Annotated in this window: 18 protein-coding genes; 5 read left to right on the top strand and 13 right to left on the bottom strand. The window is 38.9% G+C overall.

What is annotated here, in order from left to right; all coding sequences use genetic code 11:
• Window positions 1-41: 41 nt before the first annotated feature.
• Window positions 42-965, top strand: a complete 924-nt coding sequence (gene rluB, locus AWW73_RS03380) for a 23S rRNA pseudouridine(2605) synthase RluB (protein WP_016144490.1) — start codon at window positions 42-44, stop codon at window positions 963-965.
• A gap of 61 nt (window positions 966-1,026) precedes the next feature.
• On the opposite strand, the gene bioD is transcribed toward rluB, so the two are convergent.
• The 5 genes from bioD to AWW73_RS03355 all read right to left on the bottom strand — a co-directional run bounded on the left by bioD (window position 1,027) and on the right by AWW73_RS03355 (window position 5,682).
• Window positions 1,027-1,671, bottom strand: coding sequence for a dethiobiotin synthase (gene bioD, locus AWW73_RS03375; RefSeq protein ID WP_057105422.1), 645 nt, complete (start codon window positions 1,669-1,671; stop codon window positions 1,027-1,029).
• A complete protein-coding gene (bioC, locus tag AWW73_RS03370; protein WP_062848735.1) occupies window positions 1,672-2,421 on the bottom strand; it encodes a malonyl-ACP O-methyltransferase BioC in 750 nt (249 codons plus the stop codon). It abuts the gene before it with no gap.
• Window positions 2,418-3,575, bottom strand: coding sequence for an 8-amino-7-oxononanoate synthase (locus AWW73_RS03365; RefSeq protein ID WP_062848734.1), 1,158 nt, complete (start codon window positions 3,573-3,575; stop codon window positions 2,418-2,420). The genes bioC and AWW73_RS03365 overlap by 4 nt, the downstream gene beginning before the upstream one ends.
• A gap of 1 nt (window position 3,576) precedes the next feature.
• Window positions 3,577-4,857, bottom strand: coding sequence for an adenosylmethionine--8-amino-7-oxononanoate transaminase (gene bioA / locus AWW73_RS03360; protein ID WP_062848733.1), 1,281 nt, complete (start codon window positions 4,855-4,857; stop codon window positions 3,577-3,579).
• 93 nt (window positions 4,858-4,950) lie between these two features.
• Window positions 4,951-5,682 (bottom strand): alpha/beta hydrolase family protein, encoded by a 732-nt coding sequence (locus AWW73_RS03355; RefSeq protein ID WP_062848732.1) that lies wholly within the window; start codon window positions 5,680-5,682, stop codon window positions 4,951-4,953.
• Window positions 5,683-6,037: 355 nt separating this feature from the next.
• Here AWW73_RS03355 and otsB point away from each other — a divergent pair, with 355 nt between their 5' ends.
• Entirely contained in the window at window positions 6,038-6,889 is an 852-nt protein-coding gene (otsB, locus tag AWW73_RS03350) for a trehalose-phosphatase (protein WP_062848731.1), read from the top strand.
• Window positions 6,877-8,310, top strand: coding sequence for an alpha,alpha-trehalose-phosphate synthase (UDP-forming) (locus AWW73_RS03345; RefSeq protein WP_057105521.1), 1,434 nt, complete (start codon window positions 6,877-6,879; stop codon window positions 8,308-8,310). Before otsB ends, AWW73_RS03345 begins: the two co-directional genes overlap by 13 nt.
• A gap of 69 nt (window positions 8,311-8,379) precedes the next feature.
• On the opposite strand, the gene AWW73_RS03340 is transcribed toward AWW73_RS03345, so the two are convergent.
• From AWW73_RS03340 to AWW73_RS03310, 7 genes are all read right to left on the bottom strand, one after another.
• Window positions 8,380-9,573: an MFS transporter gene (locus AWW73_RS03340; RefSeq protein WP_081409476.1), complete on the bottom strand. Its 1,194-nt coding sequence runs from the start codon at window positions 9,571-9,573 to the stop codon at window positions 8,380-8,382.
• A 289-nt stretch (window positions 9,574-9,862) separates the two neighbouring features.
• Entirely contained in the window at window positions 9,863-10,327 is a 465-nt protein-coding gene (ftn, locus tag AWW73_RS03335; RefSeq protein ID WP_001214863.1) for a heteropolymeric bacterioferritin subunit Ftn, read from the bottom strand.
• A 252-nt stretch (window positions 10,328-10,579) separates the two neighbouring features.
• Entirely contained in the window at window positions 10,580-12,619 is a 2,040-nt protein-coding gene (ligA, locus tag AWW73_RS03330) for an NAD-dependent DNA ligase LigA (RefSeq protein ID WP_062848729.1), read from the bottom strand.
• Between the two features lie 94 nt (window positions 12,620-12,713).
• On the bottom strand, window positions 12,714-13,760 hold the full coding sequence (locus AWW73_RS03325; protein ID WP_062848728.1) for a cell division protein ZipA C-terminal FtsZ-binding domain-containing protein: 1,047 nt from the start codon (window positions 13,758-13,760) through the stop codon (window positions 12,714-12,716).
• A gap of 1 nt (window position 13,761) precedes the next feature.
• Window positions 13,762-17,211: a chromosome segregation protein SMC gene (gene smc / locus AWW73_RS03320; RefSeq protein WP_062848727.1), complete on the bottom strand. Its 3,450-nt coding sequence runs from the start codon at window positions 17,209-17,211 to the stop codon at window positions 13,762-13,764.
• 10 nt (window positions 17,212-17,221) lie between these two features.
• Window positions 17,222-17,917, bottom strand: coding sequence for a GntR family transcriptional regulator (locus AWW73_RS03315; RefSeq protein ID WP_016144478.1), 696 nt, complete (start codon window positions 17,915-17,917; stop codon window positions 17,222-17,224).
• A gap of 257 nt (window positions 17,918-18,174) precedes the next feature.
• On the bottom strand, window positions 18,175-18,978 hold the full coding sequence (locus tag AWW73_RS03310; RefSeq protein ID WP_057105526.1) for a sulfite exporter TauE/SafE family protein: 804 nt from the start codon (window positions 18,976-18,978) through the stop codon (window positions 18,175-18,177).
• A 30-nt stretch (window positions 18,979-19,008) separates the two neighbouring features.
• On the opposite strand from AWW73_RS03310, the gene AWW73_RS03305 reads away from it, so the two are divergent.
• Window positions 19,009-19,761, top strand: coding sequence for a biotin--[acetyl-CoA-carboxylase] ligase (locus AWW73_RS03305; RefSeq protein ID WP_062848726.1), 753 nt, complete (start codon window positions 19,009-19,011; stop codon window positions 19,759-19,761).
• 15 nt (window positions 19,762-19,776) lie between these two features.
• Entirely contained in the window at window positions 19,777-20,511 is a 735-nt protein-coding gene (locus AWW73_RS03300) for a pantothenate kinase (protein WP_057105528.1), read from the top strand.
• Window positions 20,512-20,560: 49 nt separating this feature from the next.
• On the opposite strand, the gene ffh is transcribed toward AWW73_RS03300, so the two are convergent.
• On the bottom strand, window positions 20,561-21,973 hold the full coding sequence (gene ffh / locus AWW73_RS03295) for a signal recognition particle protein (protein ID WP_016142064.1): 1,413 nt from the start codon (window positions 21,971-21,973) through the stop codon (window positions 20,561-20,563).
• Window positions 21,974-22,020: the final 47 nt, after the last annotated feature.

Here is a 22,020-nt window from a genome sequence, read left to right as displayed (position 1 = left end):
AGAGGTGGACTGTTGATCATTATGTCTAAGGTTGTGCTGTCATGAGTGAAAAATTGCAAAAAGTATTAGCGCGAATCGGATTAGGTTCCCGCCGATATATGGAAGAGGTTATTGCCGCAGGACGCGTGAGTGTAAACGGTCGTGTTGCCCAAGTGGGTGAGCGCATTGAACCAGGCGATGAATTACGCATTGATGGCCGTAAAGTTCAGTTTCAGATTGAAGACGAAATTCGTCGTCGCGTACTGATTTATTATAAGCCTGAGGGTGAAATCTGTTCACGTAATGATCCTGAAAAACGCCCAACCGTATTTGATCATTTACCACAAATTGCCAATGACCGTTGGGTAATGGTAGGTCGTCTGGATATTAACAGTACTGGTTTATTACTCTTCACAAATGATGGTGAACTTGCTAATCGTTTAATGCACCCATCTAATGAAATTGAACGTGAATATGCTGTTCGAGTAATGGGTGAAGTAACACCAAAACTACGCCAAAACATGGTTAATGGAGTAGAGCTCGAAGATGGCCCAGCCAAATTCGAATCATTCTCTGAAATTGGTGGTGAAGGTATTAACCGCTGGTACCAAGTTGTAGTAAAAGAAGGCCGTAACCGCGAAGTACGTCGTATTTTCGAATCGCAAGACCTTAAAGTAAGTCGTTTATTACGTACACGCTACGGTACAGTTATTTTACCGCGCGAATTACGTACTGGTCGTTGGATGGAACTCGACAAAACTGACATCGACAACTTAGCAAAATCAGTTGAGTTAAAACCACGCCAAGGTACAGGTTTATTTGGTATGGCAAAACGCCGTACTGATCGTATGACTGAAAAACCAATGGCAGCGCGTCGTGGCGGTTACTTACGTCAACAACGTCGTGATGATGAAAAAGAAGCTCCAGTTAATACGGGTAGCCAACGTAAAGCGACTGGCTTTAACCGTGGTTCGAAGAAATTCTAAAACATTAATAAGATGTAAAAAAACCGCTCAAATTTGAGCGGTTTTTTATAGCCTGTTGAACTTAATTCATTTTTGCCAGTTCAATCCATTCAGCTTCAGGAAAATGAACAGCTAAATAATCTTTCAAATAATTTGAAGTATCTTGAGAAATTAATGGATCTTTTGATTCATCTTTTAGGTTATAAACTAAAGCTTTTAATTTAAGTCCACGAGACTTAAGTGCTTCAAGACTAAGTAAAGTGTGATTAATACTTCCCAAACGCCCCGAGGTTACTAAAATAACCGGAAACTGGTGCTGAGCAACATAATCGATGGTAAGCAGACTGGTGGTTAATGGCACCATTAAGCCTCCCGCACCTTCTAACAATACAATTTCAAAACGTTCTGCTAATGTTTGAGTCGCTTTTTCAATTTTTTGAAAATCAATTTCTCGATTATCAAGACGTGTTGCTAAATGAGGTGAGGCTGGATAACTGAAAATTTCAGGCATGGTTAGCTTGTCATGATCTTCTTGAAACCAACCCTGTCCCATGATTTCACGGTGCTTTTCGATATCTTCAGAAATATCTGTATTACCTGTCTGAATGAGTTTTTGGGTAATCACTTTTTTACCCTGCTCAGTCCATAATTTTGCTAAGAAACCTGTCGCGTAGGTTTTACCAATTTCGGTATCAATCCCGCTCACAAAATAGATCTGGCCACTCATTTACTTCATTCTCCGGGCAATACAATAAATCGGATGATATGTTAGGGAATATCCTTCGGCATGCTTAAACCGATCATAATCTTGATAAAACTGTTGTAACGTTTGCTTAGTCCAACGATGTTGAGCAGTTGCCGTTACTCCTGTTGCCTTTAAATGCTGCAATACAGCCTTAGGCGAATCAAAATAGAGTTGAGCTTCGGATTCTGACAAATGCAAAATCTCAAAACCAGCCTGAGTTAAGGCTCTATTCCAATTTTCAATAGACCAATAACTTAAACCTTGTCCTGTTAGCTCTTTAATTTCGAATAAGTTCTTAGGGCCGAATGTTGAAAAGCATAACCAGCCTTGATCAACTAAAGATGCCGTACAATGTTCGAGCAAGCGCGGTAAATCTTGCATCCACTGTAAAGCGGAACCTGAAACAATCATATCGAGCTGCTGAGGAAAATCTAACGTCTCAACATCTCCAATCAACCATTTCAAACTTTCGTGAGAATTAAAATGCTCCTGTACATCTGTATACAGATCATTCAAAATTAACTCTTCGATTTGGAAAGATGCAGTAATAAGACGAGTTAAATTGCCAGAACCACAACCAATTTCAAAAACACGTGACATCGTCCTCGGGCAAAACTGCTGGAGTAATCGTGTTAAATTTTGGCAAATTTGTTTTTGAACAACTGCATGTTCTGAATAGCTTTGCCCTGCTTTGGCAAAACGCTGGGCAACTAAGTTTTTATTCAAACTCACAGAAAACTCACCAATTCTTCAAGCTCATGTTGCTGCACCATTGACGTTAAAGAAATACGCAGACGGGAACTGTTTTTAGGCACTGTTGGCGGGCGCACAGGCATAGCATAAAAACCACTTTCCTGAACTTGCTTCGCTTTATCGATAGCAGCCTGACTTTCTCCCACAATGACTGGAATAATATGGCTAGTCGATGGGCTATCGTAGCCCTTTTGCACAATAGCGTGTTGAAGATATTGGCTAATACTTTTTAAATGGTCACGCTGAGGTTGAGCAACTAATACTTTTTGAAAAATAAAGTTTGCCCATGCCATCACAATCGGGGGCTGTGCAGTACTGAAAATAAGTGGGCGCATTTTATTAATGAGATAATCTTTAATAATTGGATCGCAAATAATGTAACCACCGACTGCTGCCAATGCTTTACCTAATGTACCAACTAAAAAATCAATTTCTTGAATGACATTATATTGTTCAGCACACCCTAATCCTTGCTGACCACGCACACCAATTGAATGTGCTTCATCGACATACAACATGGTTTTAGCAAAACGTTTTTTGAGCTGGACTAAAGCGGCTAAATCTGTTTCATCCCCATCCATACTAAAAATACTTTCTGTGACCACAATAATTCGTTCAATCTTTTCATCATCATGATATTTTTGTAGAAGTTGTTCTAAGTGCTGCAAATCGTTATGTCGATAACGCACATATTGAGCACCAGATAAACGGATCCCATCAATCATGCTCGCATGGACGAACTTATCTGCCAAAATTAAAGTTTTACTATCAGCCACCGCAGGTAAAATACCAAGATTCATATGGTAGCCACTATTAAATAAGAGAGCCGACCGGCCACCAAATGCTTTACTTAGGCTATTTTCCAACTGTTCATATTCTTCAAAATTGCCCGTCAATAAGCGTGAAGATGAAGAACTAAAATAGCTTCGTTCTAATGGATAGCTATCTAGAAACTCTTGGCGAAGATTAATATCAGCCGCCAATCCAAGATAATCATTTGAAGCCAAGTTAAGCATCGTTTTATTTTGAATCGTAATAAAACGGTCATGCTGCACATTTTGAGTAAAGTGTCTAAAGTTACCTTGTTGTTTTAACTCATCTAACTCGGCAGCAAAATGATTGAGCAATGACATCTTAATACGCTCCCTGCATCGTTTGAACAACCTCAACCAATTGTTCAAGCAAATCATTTAACTCTTGATGAGTGATGACATACGGTGGCATCACATAAACCAATTTTCCAAAAGGACGAATCCAGATTCCGCGGTCTACAAATTGTTGCTGCAAAGTCTTCATATCAACATTAAAGGTGAGTTCTACTACACCAATCGCACCGAGTACTCGTACATCGGCAACATAATCAAGCTGACTTAAAGGTGTTAAATATTGGCTAAGCTGTTGTTCAATTCGCTCAATATTAGCCTGCCAATCTTGTTCAATTAACAATTGCGTACTTTTTAAAGCAACCGCGCAAGCAAGCGGATTGGCCATAAAGGTCGGGCCGTGCATAAATACCCCAGCCTCACCGCGACTAATGGTTTCTGCAACATGCTTTGTCGTTAAGGTAGCAGATAAGGTCATATAGCCGCCTGTTAAGCCCTTACCTATGCACATAATGTCTGGCTCAACTTGGGCATGTTCCCACGCAAAGAGCTTACCCGTGCGACCGAAACCAGTGGCAATTTCATCAAAAATTAAGAGCAGGTTATATTGTTCACAAAGTGCTTTCACTTGACGTAAATATTCAGGATGATAAAAACGCATGCCCCCTGCACCTTGTACAATTGGCTCAATAATCAGTGCAGCAAGGTTTTCATGATTTTGCTGAATAGCCTGTTCTAGCTCAGCAATATCTTCTTGGTTCCATTCTTCATGAAATTTGGTTTGCGGTGCTGCTACAAAAAGCCGGTTTGGTAAACTTGTACCAAAAATCTGATGCATGCCTGTTACTGGATCACAAACAGACATCGCATTCCATGTATCACCGTGATAACCAGAACGTGTAGTAATAAAATTTGTTTTTTGTGGTTGGCCTTGTGCTGTCCAGAATTGCACAGCCATTTTCAAAGCAACTTCAACGGCAACCGAACCTGAATCAGCATAGAAAATTTTATCGAGACTTGGCGGCGTAATTTTTAAAAGAATTTTTCCAAGTTCAATGGCAGGATCATGAGTTAAACCACCAAACATGATATGCGACATGTTCTGTAATTGATCTGTCACTGCCTGATTGAGTTCAGGGTGGTTATAACCATGAATTGCACACCACCAAGATGACATACCATCAATTAAAGTCTTACCATCCTCTAGTTCAATTGTTGCCCCATAGGCACGTTTAACTTTAAATGTTGGTAAAGGTTGGGTCATTGAGGTATATGGATGCCAAATATGTTCTAAATCAAAATTATCTGTCATCCTATTTACCCTTTTACAGCATTCAAATCTTTCATTTAGCACATGTTAAACCTGTTGAGAATGAAAGAAAATTGCGAGATCAATCAAAGCTTATTAACTTTGCTGATGAATTGTTAAAAATTGGCAGATTTCTTCAATTGTTCGATCTACTTCTAGGTATGGAAAAGCATGAGTAGCGCCTTTTAGCACTTTATAATTCATGTTTTTTGTCACGATCTCTTTAAAATTTTCAACAATTTTGCAAGGAATGACATTATCTTGCTCAGCAAATAGATGAAGCTGTCGGCCAGGATAGTTTTTTAAGTTATCTACCAAATTTAGTTGTTCAAGCATTTGCAAACCTTCTGACAGTAATTCGCTTGGAGGTGGGTTTGCGATGTTTTGTACGCTTACCCAATCTTGTTTAGCTTGAGTTGAACCAAGTGTAATTAAATAATAAAAACGTTTTAAAGTAGCTTGCGGATTTTTAAAAAAAGAAGCTTTAAATTGACTAAACACATCAATAAGCATTGCAGTTTGCCAATGAGCATTGGCAACAAAACAAGGGTTTGAAGCAAGTGTAATTAATGTTTTCGTCTGCCCTGTTTGCTTATAAAAAATATCAACCAGTTGAGTTGCTAACTGTCCACCTAAAGACCAGCCTACGACTACATCAGCCCTAGCCACCAAGTCCAGCTGTGCTTGAAAGTTACTATCTAAAACATTAAAAATATTAATAAGTTGTGTTTCAAAACCCGTTTTTTCCAAATGCAATTTGAGAGATTGCAAAGGTTCCACTCCTACTCCCCAACCTGTAATCAATAAAATTTTATTTTGTAACTTCATATGCCTGCCCAAAGTCGATTTCACAAAGATTATATAATAATATTTCTGTTAAATATCTTTTAAAATCAATATTAAAAATAATTTCTAAATCATAAAATCAAGTATTTTTAATGAGTTAATATTCTGAAATATATTGATAAATAAGACCTGCATTATTCATAGTAAATATACAAAACTTTAATTATCTAAACATTGAAGCCTATCAAAAAACAACATACTCCACACTTCGCCTATAAATCCATTATGCAATGTAATTAATGTTAATACTTATGTTTTTTTATTAAAAGAAATGACTCATCAATTCATTTTAATGTTAGAAGATTAATTATCGATCAAAAATATTGGGAAGGCTAATATGAACAGTCAAAGTACAATATCTGATGGGAGAGAAAAAAATACATATTTTGTTACACCCAATCATATTATAAACAACTTATCTTTAGATAAAAATTATTGTTTGTTTTTGGATATTGATGGGACATTAGCACCCTTTCAAATTAATCCTGAAGACAGTTTTATTCCAAATACTACATTAGAAATTATTAAAAAAATTATTCAATTAAATATTCCTGTTATTGCTGTAACAGGTCGTGATGTAGATACAGCTAGTAAACTCTTACATCCTGTTAAAGCACCAATTGCTGGATTGCATGGGTTAGATATTTATTTTGATTCTGATAAGTATATTCGACCAGATCTAAGTCAGATTAATTTTAAAAAATTAAAACAAGATATTATAAAGTCTTGTGAAAAATATCCTGAATTATTAATTGAGGATAAAGGGTATTCTATTGCTTTACATTATCGAAAAAATCCTGATTTAGAAAATTACGCTATTAATATTATGCAAGATATTAATGCCGATTATCCCCATTTAAAATTAAATAAGGGAAAATTTGTTATTGAGTTAATTCCTAACCAAGCTGATAAAGGCAAAGCAATTGAGATTATATTAAACCACCTTGATTTACCTTCTACATTACCAATTTTTATAGGTGATGATTTAACAGATGAATCTGGTTTTGTTTTTATTAATCAACAATCTGGCCTCACAATTAAAGTGGGCTCTGGTGAAACACAAGCTAAATATAGATTAAAAGATATTGATAATGTCGCGAATTTTCTTTCTTTATTTCAAAACAGAATAAAAAGCTTATATGTCAAAAATAGCCAAAATCAGAATGGAGAAAAATTATGTCTAAATTAATCGTATTATCGAACAGAATAAGTATGCCTTCAGGTAAAGCATCAGCGGGTGGCCTTGCTGTGGCTGTACAAGATGCTTTGAATGATAGCAATGGCATTTGGTTGGGTTGGAATGGTCAACAAATTACTGATAGCGAAGCGCCAGAATTTGAGCAGGCTTATTCTCAAGGAATTGACTACATTACCTGTCCACTTACTCATCAGCAATACGCCCAATATTATTGTGGCTTTGCAAATAAAGTTCTCTGGCCAGCAATGCATGATCGAGATGACCTGATTGAATATGATGCACAAGAATATAGTACTTATCAAAAGGTCAACCGTTTATTTGCGGAAAAGTTAAAACAACTTGCTCAGCCTGAAGATCTTATTTGGGTACACGATTATCACTTTTTTAGTGTGGCGCGTTACTGTCGTGAATTAGGCATGCAAAATAAAATTGGTTTCTTTTTACATATTCCATTTGCTAGCCTCAATATCTGGCGCAAAATTCCAGTTGGCCGAGAATTAATTCAAGACTTGAGTCAATATGATGTTATTGGCTTACAAACCCAGATTGATCAAAATGCATGTATGCAAACTTGTCTAAGTTTACTCGAAGCTCAAAAAATTCAAAGTAATAGTATTAGTTACAAGAAACGTCAAATATTAATTAAGTCATATCCAATTGGTGTTCAGCCAGAAATTATACAGAAGCAAGCTCAACAAGATTTGGCGACCTCTTCTGTATTTAATTTTGAGGAAATTCCACGTCAAAAAACAATTATTGGGGTGGATCGTATTGATTATTCGAAAGGTTTACTCGAAAGATTTAATGCATTTGCAACCTTTTTGGAAACCAGTCCTGAATATCATGGTCTCGTTCGACATCTTCAAGTGGCGATTCCTTCTCGTACCGACATTCCAACTTATCAACGCTTATACCAACGTTTTAAAACTAAGCTCGAGTTAATTAACGAAGAGTTTGCACATGAAGACTGGCGACCTGTAGATTGCTGCTATGACACGGTTCAACACCATAATCTTATGCACATTTACCGCCATTCAGATATTTGTTGGATCAGTTCACTACGCGATGGCATGAACCTAGTTGCTAAAGAGTATATTGCCGCTCAAGATCCAGAAAATCCAGGTGTGCTCATTTTATCTAAATACGCTGGTGCTGCTGAGCAAATGTCTCAAGCCTTGATTGTTGATCCTCAAGATAGAGCGGCAATGATGGATGCTTTAAAAATGGCTTTAGAAATGTCTAAAACCGAGCGTATTAATCGTTATGAACAATTGATAGAAGGGTTAACGTCATCTGATCTTACCCATTGGCGAAATAATTTCTTGGATGATTTAGAAAAGACACCAACTCTACTAATGAAGCCTCAGCGAGTATTACAAGATAATTATCAATCGATCTATCAGGTTTTATAAATCCAAATAAAAGAACATCGAGAAATTTAATTTCTCGATGTTCAATGTAGGATGTCTATTATTTATAAATTAATTTGTCTTTATTAATGTAAAGCGGTTAAGTAAAGCAATCACAAATAGCAATACAGCCACACCTGTTAGAACCGTACTTAAACCCGTCCATTCACCAATTAAACCGATTAAAGCTGGGCCACTTAATGAACCTGTATAGGCAATTGTTGATACTAAGGAAAGTGCTGCTGCTTTAGGCATATTGTTTTGTCGACCAACACGAGAAAACATTACTGGTACAATATTAGAACACCCTAATCCTAAAATTGCATAGCCTAATACAACCACCTGCCATACTGGTGCTGTCACAATAATAGCCATACCAATACCTGCCCCAATTGCACTATAAGTCACAATATTTTTCTCACCCCATTGCTTAAGCAAGACATGACCTGCAAAACGACCAGCCGTCATGCTGAGCGCAAAGAAAGTATAAGCTAGTCCAGCAAAGGCAGGATTAAGTTGATATTTACTTGTTAAATAAATACCACCCCAATCCATAGCCGCACCTTCGGATAAAAAGGCAATAAAGCACATCATGCCAATAAGCAGAATAATGCCATCGGGACGATAAAGCTTTTTCGGTGCCTGAGTTGTATCTTCATGTGGTTTTTCATCCTGTTCAAAAGACGTTAAACAAGAAGGAATAGCCACACCACCAATAACAAGTAAAATCATAACAACTGATAACGTACTCATTAATGGAGAAAGGCCCACTGCCAATAATGCAGTCACAAGCATAGCACCCGTTAAGCCACCAAGACTGCACATTCCATGGAAGCTAGACATAAGAGCTCGCACACTATGTTTTTCAACCACCACTGCTTGTAAATTAATAGCTACTCCCAGACATCCTGCTGCCGATCCAAAGATAAACAATGCAACAGCCATCGATACAATGCTGCTCCACATTGTAAGGCTCGGCAATAAAACCATTAACAACATCAATGCCAAAGCAATTAACGGACGACATCCCCAGCGCTTGACTAAAGCACCGGTCGCAGGCATAGCAATCATTGACCCGATCCCCATACAAAGCAAAAGCAAACCAAAATCGGCATGATTTAGGTTTAAGCGTTGCTGTGCAAAAGGAATGAGTGGTGCCCAAGCTGCAGTCGCAAAACCTAAGCTAAAAAAACTTAGTCGTGTTGCAAGACGCTGTGTGCTTAGGAGAGTAGCTGTATCTAAAACAGCAGGTTTGGTAAATAACATATTTCGCGAACTCACCATAAAATCATTGGCGATCCATACCAACCGATTTTCCATAGAAAAACCCTTGCCTCATTAAATTTCTAGGCAAGGGTTTTGTTGGCGAAATTATATCCAATTTCATAAAAAAAACAGGGGGTGTGATACAAATTTTCTGACTTTTTTGTAACTGCCAAAGCCTTATATAGTAAGGCTTTGAATATGTTCAATTTGACAAAATTAACATTTAAGCGATGAGCTAATTTTATTGACATCAGCCAATAAAAAACCCAGCCTTAGCTGGGTCCTTTTATTAAATTTGAGATTGAATATAATTTTGTAAGCCAATCAACTCAATTAAACGTAATTGCTTTTCTAACCAGTATGTATGGTCTTCTTCAGTATCTGATAATTGTTGACGCAACATATCGCGGCTAATGTAATCACCCTTCTCTTCACAAAGTTTGATACCTGTCGCTAACTTTTCACGAACGTGATATTCAAGCGCTAAATCAGCTTTTAAACAAGATACAACGTCTGTACCAACATTGATATCTTCACGGTGCATGTTTGGTTTGGCACCTAAAAACAATACACGGCGAATGATCGCATCAGCATGAGAAGCTTCTTCTTGCATCTCATGATCAATACGTTCATAAATTTTATTTAGGCCCCAATCTTCATACATACGAGAATGGATTAGATATTGATCACGGGCAGCCAATTCTCCGCCAATGAGCATATTTAAATAGTCTATGACTTCTGGATTGCCACGCATAATAAATCTCCTATCGTATGAAGACTATTATGGGCAATCTTAAAAGTGATTGCAAAACAAAAAAACGTTAAGTTTATGATTTTTATCAAATTAAAATGAGAAACATACGCATTTACAGTTTAAGTTATTTAAATTTTCTCTGCAAAAAGAAACGCTTGTCTGATTTATAAGCTCAGACAAGCGTTAAAATATAGCTCAAACCATCAATTTATAAATTTGTAACTAAAATCAATGGTTCTTATTTCGATAAATCTATTCGCTTAAAGTCTGCCCATAGCTCGCCATAAGTGATAAGAAATCAGTCTCATTCATAACTGCAATGCCAAGTTTTGCTGCTTTTTCTAATTTAGAACCCGCTTTCTCACCCGCAACAACGCATTTGGTTTTACTCGATACGCTACCACTTACACGTGCACCTAATGCTTGTAGCATTTGAGTCGCCTGATCACGGGTCATTTGCTCTAATGTACCTGTTAACACCCAGCTTTCACCATTTAACGGTTGGCGTGTTGGTGCTGTTGGTGCATCCCAATGAATCCCTGCTGCAATTAAGCGATCAAGCACTTCAATGTTGTGAGGTGCCAAGAAAAAGTCAGCAATCCACTCTGCGGTAATATCACCGACATCGGGGGTTTTCTTTAAAGCTTCAACATCAGCAGCTTTAAGCGCTTCCAAAGTTTGGAAAGTATTGGCTAACATTCTAGCTGTTGTTTCACCTACTCCTCGAATTCCTAAAGCATAAATAAAACGTGCAAGCGTTGTCTTTTTGCTGGCTTCAATGGCATCCATCAGATTTTGTACCGATTTCTCGCCCATTTTTTCAATACCAAGTAAAGTTTCTCGGTGTTCATGCAAATGGTAAATATCGGCAACATCTTTAAGTAAATCGAGGTGTAATAAAGACTCTACCCAGCGATCTCCTAAACCTTCGATATCCAGAGCTTTACGTGATACAAAATGACGAATCGCTTCAATACGCTGTGCAGCACAATACAGTCCACCAGAACAACGAGCTAAAGCTTCCCCTTCAGGCATCACAACTGGTGAAGCACAAACAGGACAGCTTTCTGGTAAATGTACAACTTCAGCATCAGGTGAGCGGAATTCTGGCCAGACTTTTTCTACTTTAGGAATAACATCGCCGGTACGATAAACACTAACCGTATCGCCAACACGTACATCAAGACGATGGATTTCACCAATGTTATGTAAGGTTACATTAGAAACCGTCACACCACCCACAAATACTGGGTTTAAACGCGCTACCGGGGTCAAAGTACCTGTACGCCCTACTTGCCAATCAATTTGATCAACCGTAGTTAATGCAGCTTGTGCAGGGAATTTATAAGCAGTTGCCCAACGTGGTTCACGACTTAAAAAACCAAGTTGTTGTTGTTGCTTTAAGTCATCAACCTTTACGACCATCCCATCAATTTCAACTTGTAAATTTGAACGTTCTTGCTGAATTTGCTCATAACGTTGCTGTACTTCTTGAATTGAATTACACAGATATTGACGTTCCGCAATTTCAAATCCAAGTTTTGTGAGCCATTGTAGACTGTCATGCATGGTGGTTAAACCATGGTTAGGTTCACACTGAGCGATACCATAAGCATAAAATGCTAAAGGTCTACCAGCAGCAATATTAGGATCGAGTTGTCTTAAACTACCCGCTGCTGCATTACGCGGGTTCGCAAATGTTTTATCGCCTTTTGCTTCTTGGTCGGCATTGAGTTTTTCAAAGCCAGACTTTGGCATAAGTACTTCGCCGCGTACTTCTAACAAACGTGGAATTTCAAAGTGATCTGAATGCAACACTTTTGGCAAATTACGAATCGTTTTAACGTTCTGGGTAATGTCTTCTCCAGTTTCACCATCACCACGTGTAACGCCACGTACTAAGACACCATTTTCATACCAGAGTGAAATCGCAAGGCCATCAAGTTTTAATTCGACTTCATATTGTACTTTTTGGTTAGGCAAACGCTCTTCAACACGGCGAGCAAATGCGAACAAGTCTTCCTGATTAAAAACATTCCCCAAAGAAAGCATCGGAACGACATGAGTCACGGTTTGAAATTTAGAGAGTGCTTGTCCGCCTACTTTGGTTGTTGGTGAATCTGGTTGAACAAGATCAGGATATTGCTCTTCTAAAGCTTTTAACTGGTGAAACAAATGATCATATTCACTGTCCGAGATTGTCGGCTGATCCATGACATAGTAGGCATGGTTATGCTTTGCAATCAGTTGAATAAGCTGACGCATCTGTTCGATCACGGAAGTTGTTGCCATTATGTTATTCACCATAAAAAAGGGTGGAAATTTCTCCACCCTGAGCTGCGACTAGATATGTTGCAATTATCGCAACGAACGTAAAAAAATAAAACTAGGCAGTCGCCTGTGCCGGACGATAATCAATCACATGATGACGCCAGTGCTCTTTTAACTGTGGTGTAAATTCAAGATTATTCTCATCGTAAACTTTGCCATCAATTTCACGAGCAATTAGACCCGCAATACTCGCCATCATGTCAAAACCAGTCACGGCTTTACTGTTTGGAAGGGCTAGGAAAAATGCCAAACCTTGAACTTGTTCAGTAGATAGAGTTTCAAGATCAAACCCAGCTGGTCCATTGTCTGTCATACGCAATACAGAGAACATGAGTACACTCGGCTCATCGGTATTTTCATAACGATGGAAGCACGACATTTCGCCATAACGTAAACCGTATTTTAACAATACTTTAAGTGCCTTATCGCCAGACAACGCACGACGCGGGTTTGGATAAACATTTAGCGCAATAATCTGTTCAGCCATCGCTAATGCACTTTCATCATCATAGCGTTGCTGTTCATGTAAATGCACATCCAGAATATTACTCTCGCCTTCAAACTCAGCAATTTCGGCAGTTTCAATATTCGGGTTTAAACTCAACTCAGGCTCAGCTTTTTCGCTTTCAGCTTCCAGATTTTCTTTTGCTAGAGCTTCAGCTTCTGGTTGCACAGAAACTGCATCAACCAACTCAACTGAACCATCTTTATGAATGGCAGAGTTTGTTACTGTTTCTTCAGATTTAATTTCTTCTACAGAAGCGTTTTCAACAACTGCTTGAGTTTGTTCAGTTTGAATTACTTTAGCGGGTTCTACGGTCTCAATTTCTGACTGTTTTGCTTCAGGTACTTGTGACGGCGCAGCTTCGCTTAAAGTCGGTTCTACTCGCTCTGCACTAGTCACCGCTACAGATTCAGCTTCAGTTTTCTCAAGCTGATCTCTTACGTGCCTAGGTATAACCGGTTGATTACTATCAGGATTAATATGCAAATCACTGTCTAATGAGGGTTCAGCATGGTTTGGCTTTTTTAAAATCATTTTTAAGCCAATTAGCATAATTATAATGGCAACAACGATGCCAATAATCGTATTGATTTCCATTCTATGACTCCGAAACTAACCCGTATTCTTTTGCCTGTTCTAAATCGACAGTGACTAATTTTGATGTACCCGGTTCAGGCATGGTCACACCCAACAAATCAGTTGCCATGGTCATCGCCAGCTTATTATGTGTAATGTAAATGAATTGTACATGTTCAGAAAGTTCTTTTACCAAATTACAATATCTCTGAACATTCGCATCATCAAGTGGTGCGTCCACTTCATCTAGTACACAAAACGGTGCCGGATTTAATCTAAAAATCGCAAATACTAATGCTAACGCTGTTAAAGCCTTTTCTCCACCAGAAAGTAATGCTAGAGAACTATTTTTCTTACCCGGTGGTCTTGCCATCAGTTTAACACCAGATTGCCAGTCATCTTCAAGACTTAAACTCGCCTCTCCACCATTAAAGACCTTTGGAAACAGATTTTGCAACTCCTGATTGATCTGATCAAAAGTTGTCATAAACAGCTTACGGGTTTCTTGGTCAATGCTTTTCATCGCATCTTTTAATTGAGTTACCGTATTTTCCAAATCTTGAATCTGGTGGCTCAGCTCATCAAAACGCTGAGAAACTTCTTCAAACTCTTGCGAAGCGGCAAGGTTAACCGCTCCAATTTTTTCAAACTGTTTCTGTACTTTTTCCAGTTTTTGCTGGTGCTCGACTAAATCTATTTGTAAGCCTTTTTGGAGCTCGGCATTCAATTCTTTAAGCTGTTCTTGATAATGCTCACGATCTGACTTAGCTGCTTGCCAAGCTAACCGTTTCTCTTCAAGTTGTTCTCTGAGCTGCTCATCTTTTTGTTGATATTGATGACGCTGATCGGTCAGAGTTTGTTGCTTTTCCTGCACACTATTGAGTTCAAGCTGCCATTCATTCCAGTTCTTTTGCAACTTTTCAGTTTGAGCAAATTGTTGCTGAAACTCTGACTCAAGATTTGGTAGCTCTAACTGAATAGGATCAACAAACTTTTTCGCTTGCTCCATTTGAGCTGCAATTTGCTGATATTGGCTCTGCAAGAATGAGATATCTTTTTCAAGCAACTCAATTTGTTGAGTAGTCTGCGTGCTATTACGGCGCAAAATTTCACGTTCTTGTTGCTGATGTTGCAGGGCTTGTTGCTGTTCTTCTAGCTGCTCTGTTAACTCTTCTACCCGAAATTGCAAAGTTTTATAGTCAGGTAAAATGGTTTCTAGCTTGATTGCTAATGCATGCAAATCAATTTCAAGATCATCTTTTTGCATGGCATCTTCTTCAAGCTGCATATCTAACTGACCAAGTTGATCTTTCAATTGTTGTTTTTGCAATAAAAATGCTTGTGCTGCGGTTTGCTGTTTAGCAATTTGTACATCAAGCTGTTGTAAGTCTTTTTGTTTTTGTTTCACAACTTGCTGTTTGTGCTGCACATCAGCCTGTAACTGCCCTAACTCATCCTTTTGCTGTACTACAATTTGATCTAATGCTTGTAATTCAAGTTGCTGCTTTTCAAGAGCCTGTTCAATTTCATCTAAACGAATACGATGGCTCAGCATACCTTGTGCACTTTGACTTTCGTCATCATACATAAGGGCGATCACCCAATCCTGCCCAACATAATAACCATCTAAAGTCAAAATAGACTGACCATGTTGCAGTTGCTTTTGCTCATTTAAAGCATGAGTCAAATCTTGTGCAATCGCTACATTTGAAAATATTGATAGTTGTGGCGACGCAATCCACTCATTTAAACAAGGCAAACTACTTTTAAATTTACTTGTGTACTCGGAAGGTTTTAACTGGCGAGCAATTCCTTCCTGAAAGGCTTGTTCAGTTTCAACAATATGCGCCTGCAACCATTTTGCTAAAAACTTCTCAACAATCTGCGCATGCGGTTTACCTTGCTCACTTAACTGTAGAGCCTGCATTAAACGTAACGCATCTTGATGCTGCTTTGGGCTTTGCTTTGCAACAAGCTGACTTAGGTTTTTCTGCTCTGATAATAAAACTTGAATCTCAGTTTTCAGGGTTTGTTGTTGATTTTTACTTAACTGATGTTGCTGTTGAGATTGCTCTAAACTTAGCAATTGTTGCTCAATTTCAATTTCAAGCACCGAAATTTCACGACAAAGCTGCTGTTGTAGCTGTTCAAGCTCGCCCTGTTCATCTTCATGAACATGCGATTGAATCTGACTTGCTTGATGTTGCAACGTTTCTTTTTGCTGCTCAATTCTTAAAACATTTTTGTCTAACTGCTCAATTTGAGCTGACATTTGCATTTTTTGTTGCTGTTGTTTTTCAACCTGAGCTTTTACTTGTTCAAACTGTTGTTGTGCTTGTTTTTGCTGGGATTGTAAATCAGCAAAGTTTTGTTCAGCTTCGGCTGCTGTATGCTCAATTGCAGTTAAGGCTTCAGTTTGTTCATCTAACTGATTATTCAAAGTTTCAAGTTGCAATTCAGAAAGCTGTAAACGTTCTTTAGTTTGGAATTTTTGCTGTTCTAACTGAACGAGAGTGGTACTATTTTGCTGGTATAAACTCTGTTTTTGTTCCAGAGTCATTTTCAGTTCAGACAGTTTTTTCTCAGCTTGCTGCCATTCGTGTTGTAGTGGTGAAGATTGCTGAATGAGTCGCTGAAATAAAGCACTAGTTGCTTCTAAATCATGTTCAATTGTACTTAGCTCTGAACGAACCAATTTAAAGGTTTCACCCAGTTCATTCATTTGAACTGTATATTCTTCTTGTAGGCGTACACTTTTATCTGCCTGAAAAGACAAAATTTCAATTTTCAGCGTACGAATCTGGCTTTCTAACGTTTTATATTGAACTGCCGCTTCTGACTGGCGTTTAAGCGTTTTAAGCTGCGATTTTAACTCAAGCGCAATATCTTCTAAACGTGAAAGGTTTTGCTCTGTATGTTCAAGATGTTGCAATGTTTCGCGTCGACGCGCTTGATAGCGTGAAACACCTGCTGCTTCTTCAATAAACACACGCATTTCTTCGGGCTTGGCGTCAACCAAACGGTTAATCATGCCTTGTTCAATCACCGCATAAGAACGTGGCCCTAAGCCTGTTCCCAAGAAAATATCGGTAATATCACGACGGCGGCAACGTGTACCATTTAAGAAATATTCGGATTTACCTTCGCGAGTCACCTGACGGCGAACGGCTAACTCATTATACGCATTATAAGATCCGCCCAACTTTCCATAAGTATTATCAAAGCGTAGCTCAACACTGGCCACACCAACGGGCTTGCGTTTGGAAGTTCCTGTAAAAATAACATCTTGCATGCTACCACCACGAAGCTGACGGGCATTTGATTCCCCCATCACCCAGCGGATCGCATCGATTACATTGGATTTGCCACAACCGTTTGGACCAACCACTGCTGTGCGGTTCGCCTTAAAATTTAAGGTTGTACTATCTGCAAAAGATTTAAAGCCTGAAAGTTTTAAACTGCTTAAACGCATAATGCCCTAACTAGCGGCGTGAGCGTCTTGCCCAAGCCAATTCAATCTGTTTCATTCGTGTCAGCGATTCCAACACAAGGTTACGTAAGTGTCGACAAAAATCTTCCATAAATAAAGCGGCTTGTTGTGATTTTCGGATTAAAATTGCATCAGTCACGAGTTTAAATAATGCAAATGCTTCTTGTAGTTCCCGCTTAGAGGTATTTAAGGTCAAAAAATAACTACGACGTAATGAAGGCAATAGCTCTTTATAAAACTTCATTAGATAAGGATTCCCGACCATATCTTGCTGTTCAGCTAAATATTGGAAGACTCCATCATAAAATTTTTCGATATCACCTGCTTTAACATGCTCAAGAAGTTGCTCTAATAGCAACTGTAATTGATCTGCTTCATGCGCACGCCATGTTTCGCTCATGCGTTGTACAATATGCCCCAATAACATCATATTTGTATCAAACAACGCTTTAACTTGTTGTGCAGACATTTCTGAGACAATTGCCCCACGGCGCGGAAATATCTCAATTAAATGAGTACGCTCTAATAGTAACAATGCTTCACGAACTGATCCTCGGCTGACGTCAAGTTCTTTGGCAATACGCAGCTCTTGAATACGTTCGCCTTCAACTAGTTCACCACTAATGATCTGTTCGCTAATATATTTGACAATTTGCTCAGAAAGACTTTCTGTCTCTTCGAGATTCATAAATCACCCGCTACTTTTTATATGCATTAATCCATGCTTTTCTTTCGCATCCTTGTTTTTAACTGATCCCATCGATTAAAAACTATGTCATTGTCTGACAATTTCATTGCATTTTAAGCCAACTCATTTAAAAACAACACCAAAATCAGATGAATAAAAGCCTAGAACATTCTTATATTTTATGAACAAAAAAAGCTCGAATTCCTAAAAATTCAAGCTCTTACATAATCTTCTTACTAAATTTAAGATTTTAGTCTCTAATGCATAATGCCTTTATAAATAAAATAACTGCCTACCACCACTAACAGGCAAGCAAAACATTTTTTTAACATCTGCGGCGACAAGGCATGAGCAACCTTTGCTCCAAACTTCGCTGTGACAAAACTCATGATACTAATACCAATAAAAGCATAGATATGCACATAACCGATCGTGTTAGGTACAGAGATGTGTTCTTTAGCACCAAACCACATAAATCCAATCGCTCCTGCAACTGCAATCGGTAAACCGCAAGCGGCAGAAGTCGCAACTGCTTTTTGCATGACAACACCATGACGATTTAAATATGGCACGGTTAAGCTTCCTCCCCCAATTCCAAAAATTGCAGAGGCAATGCCAATACCGCCACCCGCCATAAATTGCATGGGTGTTGAAGGAAGCTGACGTGTTGGGTCAACAACGACATGTGCCCCTTTAAACATCCGATAGGCCATCACAACCGCAAAAATTCCAATAAGAAGTTGCAAATGCTGACCAGACATCAAGTCGGCAATACCCGCTCCTAAAAATGAACCTAATACTAACCCTGGCGCTAAATTACGAAAAACGGGCCAGAGTACCGCACCCTTTTTATGATGAGCCGAGACTGAACTAAAAGATGTCACAATAATGGTTGCAAGCGATGTTCCGACTGCAATATGCATGATTACAGCTGGGTCATAATTTAACTGGGTAAAAACGACATAGAGGATTGGTACAATAATTAGTCCACCACCAACTCCAAACAATCCGGCAGTAAAACCAGCAATTGCGCCAATGAGTAAATATATGATTAACTCCATAAATGTTTTACCACTCTGCTCATATTCAACATGGATTTAGAGACTCGCCAACTACAACAACTTTTAAGCGCAAAAAACCAGCTTCCAGAAGTGGTTTTATTAAAAGCAACCACAACTTCGACCAATGATGATATTCGTGAAATTGCCCAAAAAGGCATTACAACAGGCTTGGTTTGCAGTGCTCAACAAACTCAAGGGCGAGGCCAACATCAACGGCAATGGATTTCACCTGAAGGAAACATTTATTTAAGCACATTGGTGCAAACTCGAACACCCTTAGATGGTCGCTTAGCACTTGAAGTTGCTCTAAATATTCTGCAAATTCCGCAGTTACTAGCTCTAAATCTACAAGTGAAATGGCCAAACGATTTATATAGTACTCAGGGTAAATGGGGTGGAATTTTAGTCGAACCCCTGTCTCAGCATCAGGCTATTGTAGGTGTAGGTATTAATTTAAAAACACCACCAGTGACTGATAGTGATCAATCGATTACGTCTCTAGAAGATTTAGGTTTAGAGCAAATGGGCCGTCTTGAGTTAATTTCAGAGCTTTATGTTGCAATTCAAAATGCTGCTCGCTGGTTTGATCATGGCTGCTACAATTTGGCAGGACGTTTTAATCACCATGCTGCATGGATTAATCAGTTGGTACAGTTCGAACATAGTCAGGGACTGGTACATGGTCGTTTTGTTGGGATTTCCAATGAAGGTGCGGTAATTCTTGAAACACCAGAACCACAGCAGTTTTATCAAGGTCGTTTAAGACCACAGACTACTCAGTAAATAGGTGTTTTCTCCATGAAAAGTTTATGGCTTGATATCGGAAACACCCGTTTAAAGTACTGGATTACTGAAAATAATCAAACAATTGAGCATGCAGCTGAGCTGCACTTGCAGTCACCTGCCGATTTACTACTTGGATTAATTCAACACTTTAAGCATCAAGGTTTGCATCGAATCGGGATTTCTTCGGTACTCGATACCGAAAACAATCAACGTATTCAGCAGATTTTAAAATGGCTTGAAATTCCAGTGGTCTTTGCCAAAGTTCACTCTGAATATGCAGGTTTACACTGTGGTTATGAAGTTCCCAGTCAGCTCGGTATAGACCGCTGGTTACAAGTCTTAGCCGTAGCTCAAACTGATGAAAACTATTGCATTATTGGTTGCGGGACAGCACTCACGATTGATCTAACGCAAGGTAAACAACATTTAGGAGGTTACATCCTTCCTAATTTATATTTGCAGCGAGATGCTCTGATTCAAAATACAAAGGGCATTAAAATTCCAGACTCAGCTTTCGATAATCTAAATCCCGGCAATAACACAGTTGATGCAGTACACCACGGTATTTTATTGGGCCTTATTAGTACCATCGAAAATATTATGCAGCAATCTCCTAAAAAGCTGCTGCTGACTGGTGGCGATGCAACACTATTTGCCAAGTTCTTACAAAAATATGATCCTGTTGTAGAAACTGATCTTTTGCTCAAAGGATTACAGCAATATATTGCTCATTATCCTAAAGACTAAAATACAGAACAAAATAAAAGGCGCTATATGCGCCTTTTATTTTATGGATTTATTTCTTTTGGTCATTATTACCAAAGAGTGGCCCCATTCCGCCACCGCCGCCGCCAAATTGCTTTTGCATATTGCCTAATGAACGCATCATTTTGCTCATACCAGATGGATTCGCAAACTTCTTCATCATTTTGGCCATTTGCGCTTGTTGCTTAATAAGTTTGTTCACTTCAGCAACATCCATACCGCAACCTGCCGCAATACGTTTTTTACGACTTGGGTTCATTAAGTCCGGATTACGGCGCTCTTTAACAGTCATTGACTGGATAATAGCTTCCATCTTCTTGACTTGTTTTTCAGGGTTCGCTTGCTCAATTGCTTGCTGAATTCCTGCACCGCTCATGCCAGGCAACTTATCTAAGAAGCCCATCATGCCGCCCATTTTTTTCATTTGCTCAAATTGCATCAGCATATCTTCAAAGTTGAAGCTACCGCCTTTTTGCAATTTTTTCGCCATTTTTTCGGCTTTTTCTTTGTCGATTTTACGTTCAACTTCTTCGACTAAAGAAAGTACGTCACCCATGCCTAAAATACGTTGAGCAACACGGTCCGGATGGAATGGTTCTAAAGCGTCAAGCTTCTCACCCATACCTAGGAACTTGATTGGCTTACCAGTAATGGCACGCACAGAAAGCGCAGCACCACCACGTGCATCACCATCAGTTTTAGTAAGAATCACACCTGTAAGTGCCAAAGCATCATTGAATGCTTTTGCTGTATTTGCAGCATCCTGACCTGTCATGGCATCAACCACAAACAGGGTTTCAGTCGGCTTAACTGCTGCATGCAATTCTTTAATTTCGTCCATCATATCTTCATCGACATGGAGACGACCTGCCGTATCGACAATCAATACATCAGCAAATTGGATTTTTGCCTGTTCAATTGCACGATTAACAATATCAATTGGCTTTTCAGAAGGATCTGAAGGAATAAAGCCTGCGCCAACTTCATTTGAAACAGTTTCTAACTGTTTAATTGCTGCTGGACGGTAAACGTCGGCAGAAACAGTCATTACTTTTTTCTTTTGACGTTCTTTTAAGAAACGTGCCAACTTGGCAGCAGTTGTTGTTTTACCTGCACCTTGTAAACCAGCAAGCAATACTACAACAGGAGGTTTCGCACTTAAATCTAGTGTTTCATTCGCCTCACCCATCATCTTGGTGAGTTCGTCATAAACAATTTTTACAAATGCCTGGCCTGGTGATAACTGAGTCATCACTTCTTGGCCCAATGCCTCTTCCTTAACTTTCGCGATAAATTCACGAGTTACAGGTAACGCGACATCGGCTTCAAGAAGTGCCATACGTACTTCACGTAAGGTATCTTTAATATTGTCTTCGGTCAGCTGCCCTGAGCCAGTAACATTTCTTAAACTCTGTGTGAGTCGTTCTGTTAAGGTATCAAACATTGCAAAATCCGCTTAAAATGGCTAGTTGCAAAAAAATCTTTCTCGAA

Source organism: Acinetobacter lactucae, from assembly GCF_001605885.1.
Taxonomy (GTDB): Bacteria; Pseudomonadota; Gammaproteobacteria; order Pseudomonadales; family Moraxellaceae; genus Acinetobacter; species Acinetobacter lactucae.
This window is presented reverse-complemented; position numbering and strand designations above follow the sequence as displayed.